Origin of the sequence: Actinacidiphila polyblastidii, assembly GCF_036353415.1 — a bacterium.
In the GTDB taxonomy this organism is placed as follows: Bacteria; Actinomycetota; Actinomycetes; order Streptomycetales; family Streptomycetaceae; genus Actinacidiphila; species Actinacidiphila polyblastidii.
Map to the genome: position 1 here is coordinate 57,575 of NZ_JAZEWV010000004.1, position 13,329 is coordinate 70,903.

General features: G+C 74.1%; 10 protein-coding genes and 1 pseudogene. 5 read left to right on the top strand and 6 right to left on the bottom strand.

Annotation, left to right across the window (positions count from 1 at the left end; translation table 11 throughout):
• Nucleotides 1-53 precede the first annotated feature (53 nt).
• The 5 genes from V2S66_RS07050 to V2S66_RS07070 all read right to left on the bottom strand — a co-directional run bounded on the left by V2S66_RS07050 (nt 54) and on the right by V2S66_RS07070 (nt 6,308).
• Nucleotides 54-2,534 carry a DUF4132 domain-containing protein gene (locus tag V2S66_RS07050; protein WP_330793645.1) on the bottom strand — a complete coding sequence of 827 codons (2,481 nt, stop codon included), beginning with the start codon at nt 2,532-2,534 and terminating at the stop codon, nt 54-56.
• Nucleotides 2,534-2,926, bottom strand: coding sequence for a hypothetical protein (locus V2S66_RS07055; protein WP_330793646.1), 393 nt, complete (start codon nt 2,924-2,926; stop codon nt 2,534-2,536). The genes V2S66_RS07050 and V2S66_RS07055 overlap by 1 nt, the downstream gene beginning before the upstream one ends.
• A gap of 61 nt (nt 2,927-2,987) precedes the next feature.
• Nucleotides 2,988-3,809, bottom strand: coding sequence for a carboxymuconolactone decarboxylase family protein (locus tag V2S66_RS07060; protein WP_330793647.1), 822 nt, complete (start codon nt 3,807-3,809; stop codon nt 2,988-2,990).
• Nucleotides 3,810-4,071: 262 nt separating this feature from the next.
• Complete coding sequence (locus tag V2S66_RS07065) at nt 4,072-5,541, bottom strand: sensor histidine kinase (protein ID WP_330793648.1); 1,470 nt, start codon at nt 5,539-5,541, stop codon at nt 4,072-4,074.
• Entirely contained in the window at nt 5,538-6,308 is a 771-nt protein-coding gene (locus V2S66_RS07070) for a response regulator transcription factor (protein ID WP_330793649.1), read from the bottom strand. Before V2S66_RS07070 ends, V2S66_RS07065 begins: the two co-directional genes overlap by 4 nt.
• A 160-nt stretch (nt 6,309-6,468) precedes the next feature.
• Between V2S66_RS07070 and V2S66_RS07075 the strand changes: the two genes are divergently transcribed.
• The 4 genes from V2S66_RS07075 (at nt 6,469) to V2S66_RS07090 (ending at nt 11,384) form a co-directional block, all read left to right on the top strand.
• Nucleotides 6,469-9,249, top strand: a complete 2,781-nt coding sequence (locus tag V2S66_RS07075; protein ID WP_330793650.1) for an MMPL family transporter — start codon at nt 6,469-6,471, stop codon at nt 9,247-9,249.
• A 196-nt stretch (nt 9,250-9,445) separates the two neighbouring features.
• A complete protein-coding gene (locus V2S66_RS07080; protein WP_330793651.1) occupies nt 9,446-9,856 on the top strand; it encodes a hypothetical protein in 411 nt (136 codons plus the stop codon).
• Between the two features lies 1 nt (nt 9,857).
• A complete protein-coding gene (locus tag V2S66_RS07085) occupies nt 9,858-10,532 on the top strand; it encodes a thiol-disulfide oxidoreductase DCC family protein (RefSeq protein ID WP_330793652.1) in 675 nt (224 codons plus the stop codon).
• 48 nt (nt 10,533-10,580) lie between these two features.
• On the top strand, nt 10,581-11,384 hold the full coding sequence (locus V2S66_RS07090; protein WP_330793653.1) for a TetR/AcrR family transcriptional regulator: 804 nt from the start codon (nt 10,581-10,583) through the stop codon (nt 11,382-11,384).
• Between the two features lie 191 nt (nt 11,385-11,575).
• On the opposite strand, the pseudogene V2S66_RS07095 reads toward V2S66_RS07090, so the two are convergent.
• Nucleotides 11,576-11,821 (bottom strand): annotated as a pseudogene (locus V2S66_RS07095) (SCO4848 family membrane protein); the annotation flags it as partial.
• 119 nt (nt 11,822-11,940) lie between these two features.
• Between V2S66_RS07095 and V2S66_RS07100 the strand changes: the two are divergent.
• On the top strand, nt 11,941-13,266 hold the full coding sequence (locus V2S66_RS07100; RefSeq protein ID WP_461949942.1) for a D-alanyl-D-alanine carboxypeptidase family protein: 1,326 nt from the start codon (nt 11,941-11,943) through the stop codon (nt 13,264-13,266).
• Nucleotides 13,267-13,329 lie beyond the last annotated feature (63 nt).

Here is a 13,329-nt window from a genome sequence, read left to right on the forward strand (position 1 = left end):
TCCCGGCGCCGCTCGGCCCCCGCTCCCCCTGGTGGGAGCGGGGGCCTGCGCGTTCACAGCTGGCTGAGCACCGTGGGGTCGGTGATCTCGGTGTCGCGGGCCAGCATCATCGCCTTGCTGAGGATGACGGCGAGCATCCCGTCCCCCTCGAACGGCAGGTAGCCGACGCCGTCGGCGCCGCGCGCCGCGCCCGAGGGCACGATGCACAGGTAGCGGTCGCTCGGCGCCATCAGGACGTTCCCCGAGCCGAGGTGGATGCGGTACGTGTGGCGCTCGCCGCGCACGTGCAGGAAGCGGCCCTCGACGGTGGCCCGGTCGGCGATGGCCAGCCGCGGCACGATCCGCTCCAGCAGCTCCTTGCGGCTGCGGGCGCTCTCCGCGAGTTCACCGAAGCCGTAGGACCGCCAGTAGGCCCGGAACCGCCCGTCGGGTCCGCCGTCCTGCCAGGTCGGGTCGTTGCCGACGCTGGCGACGCCGACGAACAGGTCGACGTCGCGCAGCACCTCGCTGAGCACCATCGGCGGCACCTCGGCGAGCGGCAGCGGGTCGACGCGCTCCGCGCCGCCGTGCCGCCACTGCTCGTACCCGCCGCCGCACGCGTGGGCGTGGTTGCGCGGCGCGTCCAGCGGATAGAAGCGCACCTGGTCGGTGGCGAGCCGCAGGAAGGAGCCCGATCCGGTGGTATCCGCGCCGTAGTCGTCGCCGGCGCCCTCGATCCAGAACTCGGCGCGCAGCCCCCACCGCGGCAGTTCGCGCACCGCCGGCTCGTAGGTGTCGTCGACCATCAGGCGCAGCTTGTTGCGCCAGCCGCGGACCGCGGCCAGCGAGTGGAACTGGTGCTGGCGCAGGACGTGCGCGGCGAACCGGTTGGAGTACGTGCCGGTGGCGCGCTCGGCGTCGGTGAGCAGGTACACCTCGCGGTGGGCCTGCTTGAACGGCTGGGTGATCCCGTACCGCTCCAGCCAGTCCCGCCACGCGACGACCTCCGCGGGCTCGCGGCCGACCGGGTGCCACAGCGCGACCGGCGCGTCGCCGGCCGGCGCGGGGAGCGGGTCGCCCGCCAGGGTGCGCAGCCCGCCGTCGGCGAAGCCGCAGGCCGCGCCGTCCACCGTCCACAGCAGCCGGCGGGCGAGCGTGCCCAGCAGCGGGTGGTCCAGCAGCCGGGCCCGCCAAGCGGTGTACGTCCAGCCGCGGCGGGCCAGGAACTGCCGGTCGAGCCGCTCGGACTGGGCGCCGAGCATCCTGTCGATGTCCTTGGCGGAGGTCTTCAGCGCGGCGACCTGCTCGGGGTGGTCGCGCCGGACGTCGGCGGACGGCGACTTGACGTCCCTGCCTGCGGCGTTCCGCCAGCGCAGCACCGCCTTGGCGCCGACGACCGCCAGTTCGCCGTGCGGGTGCGGCAGCCGGCCGACCTCGGTGAGCCCGTAGGAGGGCACCGCCAGCTCCTCGACCTCCTCGCGGCTCAGCCCGAGCGCCGCGGCCCGCGCGTCGAGCGCCGCCTCGATCGGCTTCAGGGTGCCCTTGAACGTCACCCGGGAGGCCAGCCGGGCGAGTTCGGCGAGGGCCGACTCGTGGTCGGTGCGGGCGAGGACGGCCACCGCGGCGTTGGCGACCTTCGGGTTGCGCGGGCCGGTCCCCGCGACCTTGCGCAGCGAGGTCTCCACGAGCGCGCCGAGGGTCCGCGCCGCGTCGGGGTGCGCGGGCAGCAGCGCCAGCAGCCAGGTCAGGCCGCGCACCGCGTTGGCGTTGTACGGGTCGTACAGCTCGTTGACGCCCGCCCCGTGCACACCGGGCTCCAGCGGCGCGGTGCGCGGGCGGCCGACGAGGGCGAGCCAGCCGAGGATGCGGGCGCCCGCGGCGTCCTGGCCGCCCTCGTCGAGCCGGCCGAGGATCGCGCGGCCCCGCTGGTCCCATGCGGCGGACGGCTTGGCGGACGCCGCGGTCGCCGCGTGCCGCAGCAGCTCGGTCCAGGGCGCGGCGAGCCCGGCCGCCTCCGCGAGCGCGGCGTCCGCCCATGCCTCGCCCGGGTTGACGGCCGGCTCGGTGAGGGCGGCGGCGATCGGCTTGAGCGTCTCGTGGTTCCAGTGCCGGGCGAGCAGGGCGCGGCGCACCGCGCCGACCACGGCGGGCGACGGCGGCCGGCCGGCGGCGGCCGCCTCGGTGACCAGGACCGCCAGCCAGGTGGGGCTCGGGGCGTACTGCCGCGCGCACGCTTCGAGCGCCTCCACCCGCGCGGCCGCCAGGATCTGCGCCGGCAGCCCCTCGGCGACCAGTCCCGGCAGCGCGGGGACCGCGCCGCGGTGCACCGACAGGGCCGGGTACTCGCGGTACTGCCGTTCCAGCGTCACCACCAGAGCGGCCCGATCCACCGCCGGCATCTCCCGCAGCAGCTCCAGCACGTCGGCCGCCGCGCCCTCCCACCGGTGGCCGTTCGCCTCGGCGACCCAGCGCACCTCGGTGGCCAGCGCGTCGAGGTCCCCCTTGGCGACGGCGCGGGCCACCTGCTCGCACACCTGCGCGTAGTCCAGCTCCATCAGCCACCCACCAGCGGGACCAGCTTGAGGAAGACCACCTCGGTGCCGAGCGGCAGGTCGACCTCCTCGGCGACGTCCTCGACCTGCCGGTCGCCGACGAGCAGCAGGAAGCCGTTCCTGCCGAACGCCTCCAGCGCCAGCTCGGTCTGCCGCTCCGGGTCGATCACCCGGTCGGCGCGCAGCCGGTAGCCGTTGAGCGTGCGCTCGGCGTCGGTCGGCTGCACCAGCCCGGTGAACACCTCCGGGCGCCGCGCGTGGAACTCCGCGACCTCCTGGAAGACCCGCCGCCGTATCAACTCCCCCACCGTGAGCCGTTCCTCCGCGATCTCCAGCCCCCAGGAGCCGCGCCGTTCCCCGGATGTCGTCTCGTCGACGAACGTCACCGTTGCCATGCCCGAACGGTAGGGGGTGCCTCGGACAGCGCCGCCGGGCCGCGGGCGTCCGCCGTGCCGGTCACCCGGCGTCCGCCGTCTCCGCGAAGATCTCCCGGGCGGCGGCGACGCCGTTGAGGGCGGCGGGGAAGCCCGCGTACCCGGCGAGCTGGGTCATCAGCTCGACGACTTCCTCGCGGCTGCCGCCGACGTTGAGAAAACCGCGGATGTGGACGCGCAGTTGGGGCGCGGCGGTGCCCAGGGCCGTGCACATCGCGACCGAGGCGAGCTCGCGCAGCGGCAGCGCCAGGCCGTCGCGGGCGTAGATGTCGCCGAAGACGTACTCGACGAGGTAGCGGCCGAGATCGGGTGCGATGTCGTCCAGCGAGCGGACGACGTCGACACCGTGCGGGCCGTCGACCGCGCGGAGCGCTTCGAGGCCGCGCCGGTGGCGGTCGCCGTCGGACGGGACGGACGCGGCCGCCGGGTCGTCGCCGGGGGCGGCCGGGCGGTCGGCGAACACCGCGCGCGCCGCGGTGAGCGCGTTGAGCGCCGCCGGGAAACCGGCGTAGACGGTCGCGTGCAGAAAGGTTTCCACGATCTCGCGCCGCGAGCAGCCGACGTTGAGCGCGCCGCCGATGTGGAAGCGCAGCTGCGGCGCCGCGTTGCCGAGTGCGGCCAGCGCGGCGATGGTGGCGATCTGCCGCTGCTTGGGCGTGAGGCCGGGCCGCGACCAGACGTCGCCGTAGCCGAACTCGACGGTCAGCCGTGCCAGGTCGGGCGCGATCTCGGCGATCGGGTCGAGCACCGCGGGGTGCTCGGTTCCGGTGACCAGCCGGAGCGCGGCGAGCCCGCGGGCGTAGCGGTCGGCGGGGGCGTCGTTGCGGTCTGCTGCGTGCGTCATGCCCACGACGCTAGAGGTTGGAGTCGACTCCAACGCAAGTCGGGCGAAGCCGGTCCGCCGTGTCCGGCCTTTCCGTCACGTCCGCCGGGTACGTCGCGTCTCGGCGACGGTCAGGCCCCGGCGCGGCGGGCCGGTGGCCGGTGGCCCGGCGGCGGCCGCGACTGCCCCTCCGGGCCGGTGGAGACGTACCGCCCTCGCGCTGGCCGGCCGCGCCGTTCCCCGCGCCCTTCACCCCCCCTTGGATGCGCCCGGACCGCGTGGGTCAGGGCGCGGCGGCGGGCAGGCGGACGTGGACGGTCAGGCCGCGGGTCGGGGCGGTGTCGAGGTCGACGGAGCCGCCGTGGGCGTGCACGACGGCCTGGACGATGGACATGCCGAGGCCGGCCCCGCCGGTCTCGCGGGCGCGGTCGGGCGCGGCCCGGAAGAACCGGTCGAAGACCCGCGCGGCGTCGTCGGCGGCCATCCCCGGGCCGGAGTCGGCGATCCGCAGCACCACGTCGCCGCCCTCGCGGACCAGCTCGATCGTCAGCGGGGAGTCCGCGGGGGTGTGCACCAGCACGTTGCCGAGAAGGTTGCCGACCACCTGCCGCAGCCCGGCCTCGTCGCCGAGCGCGCGGACCGCGGCGGCGCCTCCCACGCCCGCCGGCAGCAGCGTCAGCGGCCGCTCCGGCTGCTGGGCGGCCAGATCCGCCGCCGCGTCGCCGACCAGGGCGGCCAGGTCGACCGGGCAGTGCGGGAGCGCGGGGCGGTCCTCCAGGCGGGCCAGCGCGAGGAGTTCGTCGACCAGGCGGCTCATCCGCAGCGCCTCCGCGGAGACCCGGCCCAGCGCGCGGTCGCGCTCGTCCGGGTCGAGCATGCCCTTCTCGTAGAGCTGGAGGTAGCCGCGGACGGAGGCCAGCGGGGTGCGCAGTTCGTGGGAGGCGTCGGCGAGGAACTGCCGGAGCTGCGCGGTGGCGCGCTCGCTCTCGGTCAGCGCGGTCTCGATCTGCTGGAGCATCGCGTTGAGCGCGCTGCTGAGCTGCTCGACCTCGCTGGAGCCGTGCCGGGCCGCGCCGATCCGCCGGGACAGGTCGCCCTCGGCGATCGCCGACGCGGTCTCGACCATGTCCTCCAGCGGGCTGAGCCGGCGTCTGGCGGCGGTCAGCGAGCCGGTGGCGAGCAGCCCGAGCAGTACGACGCCTGCCGCCGACTCCCAGATCAGCAGCTTGCCGATGGCGTGCTTGACGCCGTTGAGCCGGATGCCGTGGACCACCAGGGTGCCGTCGGGCAGCCGGGTGGCCATCACCCGGTACTCGGTCATCCCGGACCGCACCGTCGAGGTGCCGCCGGAGGCCAGGTGCGCAGGGTCGGAGAGCGCGTCGGCCATCCGCCGCTGGTCGGCGGTGACCGGCCCGGCGTCGTCGTGGCAGACGGTGGCGGGCCGCCCCTGGGCGTCGAGCACGATGAACAGGTCCTGCTGGAAGGCGTCGGCGACGGACGCGCCGCCCTTGCCCATCTGGAGCAGCTCGGCGAGGGTGCACAGCTGGCGCAGCCCGTCGCTGCCGAGCGCGGCCCGGTCCAGCGCGGTGCTCTGCGACCGCAGCGTCTCGTCGATCTGCCCGATCAGCACCATGTACGTCGCGGCGATGCTGGCGGCCGCCGCCAGCACCAGCCCGGCCGCGAGGAACAGCACGTTGGCGATGGTGAAGCGGCCGCGCAGCGACTGCGGCCGCGGCCAGAACGAGCACTTCACGCCGGGTCCCCGGTCAGCCCGTAGCCGATGCCGCGCCGCGTCTCGATCAGCGGCGGCCCCAGCCGGTCGAGCTTGCGCCGCAGGTAGGAGATGTACGTCTCGACGACGGTGGACGACACCGCGGTGTCGTACCGCCAGACGTGCTGGAGCAGCTGCTCCTTGGTGAGGATGCGCCCGGCGTGGCGCAGCAGGTGCCGCAGCAGGTTGTACTCGGTGGGCGTCAGTTCGACCGGCTGGCCGGCCCGGCGCACGGTGTACGTCGCCTCGTCCATCTCCAGGTCGCGGTGGCGCAGCACCCGCTCGGCCTGGCCGGTGCGGCGGCGGGTGCGGCGCAGCACCGCGTGCACCCGGGCCACCACCTCGTCGACGCCGAACGGCTTGGTGATGTAGTCGTCGCCGCCCAGCGCGAGCCCGGCCACCACGTCGCGCGGCGCGTCCCGGGCGGTGACGAAGATGATCGCGAGGTCGTCCTCCTCGTCCTGCGCGGCCCGGTCCGCGCGCAGCGTGCGGCAGACCTCCCAGCCGTTGCCGTCCGGCAGCATCACGTCGAGCAGCACCAGGTCGGGCCGGTGCAGCCGGGCGACGGCGACCGCCTCGCGGCCGGTGGCCGCGCCGAGCACCGCGAAGCCGTTGTACTTCAGGGTGATCCGCAGGATGTCCGCGATGCCCGGCTCGTCCTCGACGACGAGCACGGTGGCGAGCGGCGCGCGGGGGGCGGGTGCCTGCGCGCTCTGCGGGCCGGCGGCGGCGGCCGGGTCAGCGTCCATGGCACCCAGTATCCGGTCGCCGGCCCGCGGTCCGGCAGGACCGAACTTTGGAGTTCCCTGAGAGAACGTCGATCCGTTTGGTGACGGCCACCAGAGCCACGGAGGCTGAAGAGGCTCGTTGGACAAACACGCGTGGGAAGACGCGTACTTCACCTGAACGATGGGGGATGTGGCCGTGGCCGGTGTGGCACGATGGTGTTTTCGTCACAAATGGTGGGTGATCGCCCTGTGGGTGGCGACACTCGTGGGAGTCGGCGCGGCCGGCAGCATCGCGGGCGACGCGTACTCCAACGCCTTCTCCCTGAAGGGCACCGAGTCGACCAAGGTCCTCGACCTGATGGACAAGGCGCTGCCGGCGCGGTCCGGTGAGGCCGACACCGTGGTGTGGCACGTGGACTCCGGTTCGGTGAAGGACGCCTCGGTCCGGCGGCACATCACCCCGGTGCTGGCGAAGATCGCCGGGCAGCCGGACGTCGGCACCGTCGTCAGCCCGTACGACACCGCGGGCGCCGCGCAGATCAGCAAGGACGGCCGCACGGCGTACGCCACGGTGACGTACACCAAGCTCGGCAACGACATGTCCAACGACCAGGCGACGCTGCTGATCGACACCGCGCACACCGCGCGCGCCCCGGGCCTGGAGGTCGAGGTCGGCGGCAACAAGCCGGCGCAGGCCGAGCAGCCGGTGCCCGGACTCGCCGAGGGCGTCGGCATAGCCGCCGCGGCCGTGGTGCTCTTCCTGGCGCTCGGCTCGCTGTTCGGCATGCTGCTGCCGATCCTCACCGCGCTGTTCGGCGTCGGCATCGCCTCGTCGGCGATCATCCTGCTCAGCCACGGCATGAACGTGGCGGACTTCTCCCCGCAGCTGGCGAGCCTGGTCGGCATCGGCGTCGGCATCGACTACGCGTTGTTCATCGTCACCCGGCACCGCAAGGGCATCCTGGCCGGCAAGAGCCCGGAGGAGGCGGCGGTCGCCTCCCTCAACACCTCGGGCCGCGCGGTGCTCTTCGCCGGCGGCACGGTGTGCATCGCGCTGCTGGGCATGTTCACCCTGCGGCTGACCTTCCTCAACGGCGTCGCCGTCGCCGCCTCGCTGACCGTCATCGTCACGGTCGCGGCGGCCACCACGCTGCTGCCCGCGATGCTCGGCGCGCTGGGGCCGCGGGTGCTCAGCCGCCGCCAGCGCCGCAAGCTGGCCGCGGCGGGCCCGCAGACCGCGGGCGCCACCGGCCCGGCGGCCCGCTGGTCGTCGTTCCTGGAGCGGCACACCCGCGCGCTGGCCGCCGTCGCGGTGGTCGTCATGGCGGTCCTGGCGGTCCCCGCGCTCAGCCTGCGCCTCGGTTCGTCGGACCAGGGCAACAACCCGACGACGACCACCACCCGCAAGGCGTACGACCTGCTGGCGGACGGTTTCGGACCGGGCTCCAACGGCCCGCTGACCATCCTCGCCGAGGCGCCGACGGCCGCCGACAAGGCCGCGGTGACGCGGCTGGTGGCCACCCTGAAGTCGACCGACGGCATCGCCTTCGCCGCGCAGGTGCCGCTGAAGAACGCCGGCGACATCGAGTTCATCGACGCGGTGCCGACCACCTCGCCGCAGGACAAGGCGACCTCGGACCTGATCGACCACCTGCGCGACGACGTCGTGCCGGCCGCCGAGCGGGGCACCACCATGCACGCCTACGTCGGCGGCCAGACCGCGATCTTCGAGGACTTCGCCACCGTCCTGTTCGCCAAGCTCCCGCTGTTCATCGGTGTGATCATCGCGCTGGGCTTCGTGCTGCTGCTGTTCGCCTTCCGCAGCCTGGTCGTGCCGCTGACCGCGGCGGTGATGAACCTGGTGGCGGCCGCCGCGTCGTTCGGCGTGCTGGTGGCGATCTTCCAGTGGGGCTGGGGTGGTTCGCTGGCCGGGCGGGCCGGCCCGATCGACGCCTTCCTGCCGGTGATCATGCTGTCGCTGCTCTTCGGCCTGTCGATGGACTACCAGGTCTTCCTGGTCAGCCGGATGCACGAGGAGTGGGTCAACAGCAAGGACAACGCGCGGGCGGTGCGGGTCGGCCTGGCCGAGACCAGCCGGGTGATCAACTCCGCCGCGGTCATCATGATCTGCGTCTTCTTCGCCTTCGTGCTCAGCGGCGAGCGGGTGCTCGCCATGTTCGGCATCGGGCTGGCCGGGGCGGTCGCGCTGGACGCGTTCATCCTGCGGACGGTGCTGGTGCCGTCGCTGATGCACATGTTCGGCCGCTCCAACTGGTGGCTGCCGGAGTGGCTGGACAAGCGCCTGCCGCACCTGGCGGTCGAGCCCGCGGAGGAGGCGGTGGCGGTGGCCACCGCCGGGGCCGGCGTCGGGTCCGCCGCCGGGCCGGGCTCCGACGTCCCGCCGGCGCCGGTGGTGCCCGGCGCGCGGGTTCCCGCCGAGGACGGCGGTCCCGCCGTGCGCGGCCGGGTGACCGGCGTCGCCGGGCTGCCGGTGCCGGGCGCGGAGCTGACCCTGATCGCCTCCGACGGCCGCCAGGTCGGCCGGGCCAGTGCCGGGCAGGACGGTGCGTTCCTGCTGCCGACGCCGGGACCCGGCCCGTACGTCCTGGTCGCCAACGCCGACGGCCACCACCCGCAGACCGCCAGCGTGCTGACCGACGACGGTCCGGTCACCTGTGATCTGCACCTCACCGGCACCGGCTCGCTGACCGGCACGGTCCGCCGCGCGGACGGCGAGCCGGTGGAGGACGCGCAGGTGGTGCTGAAGGACGCCGACGGCAAGGAGATCGCCTCGATCACCACCGGCAAGGACGGCGGGTACGCCTTCGGCAACCTGCACCCGGGCAGCTACACCCTGCTGACCATGGGGTATCCGCCCTTCCCCGTGACCGTGCGGGTCGCCGAGGGCGACGACGACGGTGACGGCAGCGTCGATCTGGAGCTGAGCTTCTCCTCCGACTGACGCAGCGCGCGGCCGCTCCGGCCGCCCCGCAGGACTGGGCCCGGCTCCTTCCCCCGAGGGAGCCGGGCCCTTCTGCGCGCGGGCTCGGGCCGACGCCGGCCGGACCTGGCCTTGAACGTGTTCAAAAAGAGGTCTACCGTGAGCGTGTCAGCTCTTTTGAACACGTTCAAAGAACGAATGAGGGGTGGTACGCGCCATGGACATGACTGTCCTCGCGTATGTCGTCTACCTGCTGATCAGCGTCTGCCTGACCGTGTGGGTGGCCCGCACGCTCAGCAGCAACGGCCGGGTCTTCCTGGCCGACGTGCTGCACGGCAACGACGCGCTCGCCGACGCCGTCAACCGCCTGCTGGTGGTCGGCTTCTACCTGGTCAACCTGGGCTTCGTGGCCCTGTACCTGAAGTCCGGCGACACCATCGACGACGCCCGGCAAGTCTTCGAGGCCCTGTCGGTCAAGCTCGGCGTCGTCCTGCTGGTGCTCGGCGTGATGCACCTGGGCAACGTCTACGCGCTCAACCGCATCCGCCGCCGCGGCCTGCTGGAGCGCGAGCAGTTCCCGCCGATCGAGCCGGACGACCACACCCGGATCGCTCCGGCGGGGGTCTGAGATGACCGCCGGCGCCGCTCCCGGGGTCCGGCCGGCGGGAGGCGGGCGCCCCGAGCGCACCCCGCTGCGCGGACTCACCGTGCTCTACGACCCGGACTGCAGGCTGTGCGCCTTCGTCGGCGGCTGGCTGCGCGGCCAGCGCCAGCTCGTGCCGATCCGGCTGGTGCCGGTCGGCTCGGCGCAGGCCAGGAACTGGTTCCCGGCGCTCGACCACGACGGCGCCACCCGGCGCGAGATCACCGTGGTCGGCGACGCCGGCCAGGTCTACACGGGCGACGCCGCCTGGGTGGTGTGCCTGTGGGCGCTGGCCGACCACCGCGCCCTCTCGCACACCCTGGCCACCGCGCACGGCCGCCGCGTGGCCAGGGCGGCGGTCCTCGGCGCCGCCAAGTGGCGCGAGGCGCAGGCCCGCAAGGACGCCGCGGCCGGCGGCGGCTGGGCGCAGTGGCAGCGCGCGGACACCACCGCCGGCCTGCCCCGGCACCCGGTCGCGCCGCGCGCACCCGACCCCGCCGGGCCGTTCGCGGGGCGGTACTCCCCCACCGGGGCAGCCCGGCAGGGCCCGGCCCCGGTGTGGGTGTACGAGGGCAACGGCGGCTGGACCCAGCGGTTGCCGGCGCCGCCGGCCGCGGAGGGCGACGCGACGTGCACCGACGGATGCGCGCCGCCCGGCTAGTGCTCTGGCCTTCGTGGCCAGAGCACTAGGCTCACCGGGGTGGAGGACATGAACAGCGCAGCGGCTCCCGCCCCCGGGCCGGAGCCGGGCGCGGCGGCCGAGGAGCTCCCCGGCGGCCGGGCCCGGCCCAAGACGGGCAAGAGCGAGCAGACCCGGACGCTGATCCTGGACACCGCGATGCGGCTGTTCCAGGAGCGCGGCTACGACAAGACCACCATGCGGGCCATCGCCAAGGAGGCCGGCGTCTCGGTCGGCAACGCGTACTACTACTTCGAGTCCAAGGAATTCCTGATCCAGGGGTTCTACGACCTGATGACGCACGCGCACGCGCTCGACGCGACCGCCCGGATGGAGGGCGTGCGGGACTTCGCCGGCCGGCTGCAGATCTCTCTGGAGTCCTGGCTGGACTGCGCCGCCGAGTACCACGAGTTCGCCGCGCAGTTCTTCCGTACGGCGGCCGACCCGGACAGCTCCCTCAGCCCGTTCTCCAACGAGTCCCACCCCGCGCGGACCACCGCCGTCGCCCTCTTCCGCGACGTGCTCACCGGCTCGGACCTGGCGCCCAAACTCGACACCGAGCTGGCCGAACTGCTGCCCGACCTGCTCTGGCTGCACCTGATGGTCGTCGTCCTCTACTGGGTCTTCGACCGCACCCCCGACACCGCCCGCACCCGCGAGTTCGTCCGCCGCTCGACTCCCTTCGCCGCCCGCGTCATCTCGCTGTCCCGCTACCGCGCCTTCCGCCCGCTGGTCCGCGACGCCACCGGGCTCATCCAGGAGTTCATCCTCCCGACGATAGGCAAGAGCCCTTTGCCGTCGGCCGAGTACGGCGCCGGACGCCGACGGTCCTGACGCAGGACACCACGGGTGGACGGCCCGTACCGCCCGACGGCGACGCGGAGTCCGGCCGCGGCCTCTTACTGGTCCAGGCGCTGACCCGCGCGTGCGGCGTGTCCTCCCGCGACGTCGGCAAGACCGTCTGGGCCGAAGTGGCGCTCGCCGAGGGCCGTTGAGCCGGTGCTCTCGTCGGTGGGCGCGGGCTGCGCCTGGTGGCGCGCGGCGCGCAGGCCGCGGAGGCCGAGGATGCCGATCGCGGTGCCGAGGGCGGTGGAGACGACCGCCAGCGTGAGGTGGATCCAGAAGTAGGCGGTCGGGTGGGAGTGGTCGCCGTGGTGGAAGGCGAGGCCGCTGGTGTCCTTCCACAGGTTCTTCACGAACGTGGTCCACACGATCCACGACCACACGCCGAAGGCGGCCAGGAACCAGGAGACGCGGCGGCTGAGCTTCATACGTCCCAGTATGGGCGGGCTCCGCGGGGAGGTTCCCTCGGGGGTGGGTGGCGATACTCACCCCGACGCCGCCCGACCCGGTGGCGCGGGCGTCCCGCGCGGCCCTGTACGTTCGGCTGGTGCCCGCGAAGACCACCACCGCCCTGCGGTACCGCGCCCTGACCGTGACCGTGACCGCCGCCGTACTCGGCGGCGCGTCGCTGACCGGGACCGCGGCGGCGGCCCCGAAGCCGACGCCCACGCCGCAGCCGCCCGCGCGGATGTCGACGATCGGCGGCGACCGGCTGGGAGCCCCGGGCACCCAGGTGAACGCCGCGCCGGGCGTCCCCGCGCTGCCGGCCAAGCTGACGTCGCGCTCGTGGATCGTCGCGGACGCCGAGACCGGTGCGGTGCTCGCCGCGCACAACGCGCACTGGAAGCTCCCCCCGGCGAGCACCCTGAAGATGCTCTTCGCCGACACCGTGCTGCCCAAGTTCCCCAAGAACCAGGTGTACAAGGTCAAGCTCTCCGACCTCTCCGGCATGGGCGAGGGCAGCAGCCTGGTCGGGATAAAGGAGAACCTCCCCTACTCGGTGCGCGACCTGTGGCTCGGCGTCTTCCTGCGCTCGGGCAACGACGCCGTGCACGTCCTGTCCGCGATGAACGGCGGCGTCCCGGCCACCGTCAGCGGCATGAACGCTGAGGCCCACGAACTCCAGGCGGACGACACCCACGTCGTCACCCCCGACGGCTACGACGAGCCCGGCCAGGACAGCAGCGCGTACGACCTGACGCTCTTCGCCCGCCAGGGCCTGCAGAACGCCGACTTCCGCGCGTACTGCTCGACGGTCTCCGCCCAGTTCCCCGGCGACTTCAAGAAGGACAAGAAGGGCAAGCCGACCAAGGCCCGGGAGTCCTTCGCGATCTCCAACACCAACCGGCTGCTCAGCGGCGACTACGACATCGACCGCTACCCGGGGATCGCCGGGGTGAAGAACGGCGACACCACCAACGCCGGCGCGACCTTCACCGGGGTCGCCGAGCGCGGCGGGCGCAAGCTGCTGGTCACCGTGATGAACCCGTCCCACGACAAGCACAACCTCGTCTACAGCGAGGCCGCCTCGCTGCTCGACTGGGGGTTCAGGGCCGCGCCCACCGTGCAGCCGGTCGGCACGCTGGTGCCGCCGCTGAGCAAGGTGCCGCACCCGTCGCCGAGCGCCACCGTGCAGGCCGCGGGCCCCGCGCGGCATGCCGCGGCCGCGGCGGCCGGCTCCTCGTCGCGCGGGATGTGGACCGCGGCGGGCATCGCCGCGGGCACCGCGCTGCTGCTGGCGCTGGTCGTCATCGTGGTACGCCGCCGCCGCCCGCTTCCGTCCGAGGCGGTTCCTTTCGCGGGCGTCGCCTCGCCGGCCGGACCCAGCGGTGGGCGCCGCCGACGCGGCGGCTCCGGCCGCCGCCGACGCTGACCGCCGCCTCTCCCTCCCCGTCGGGGCGCCCCGGCTCCCCGGGCCGCTCCGGCTTCCCGGACT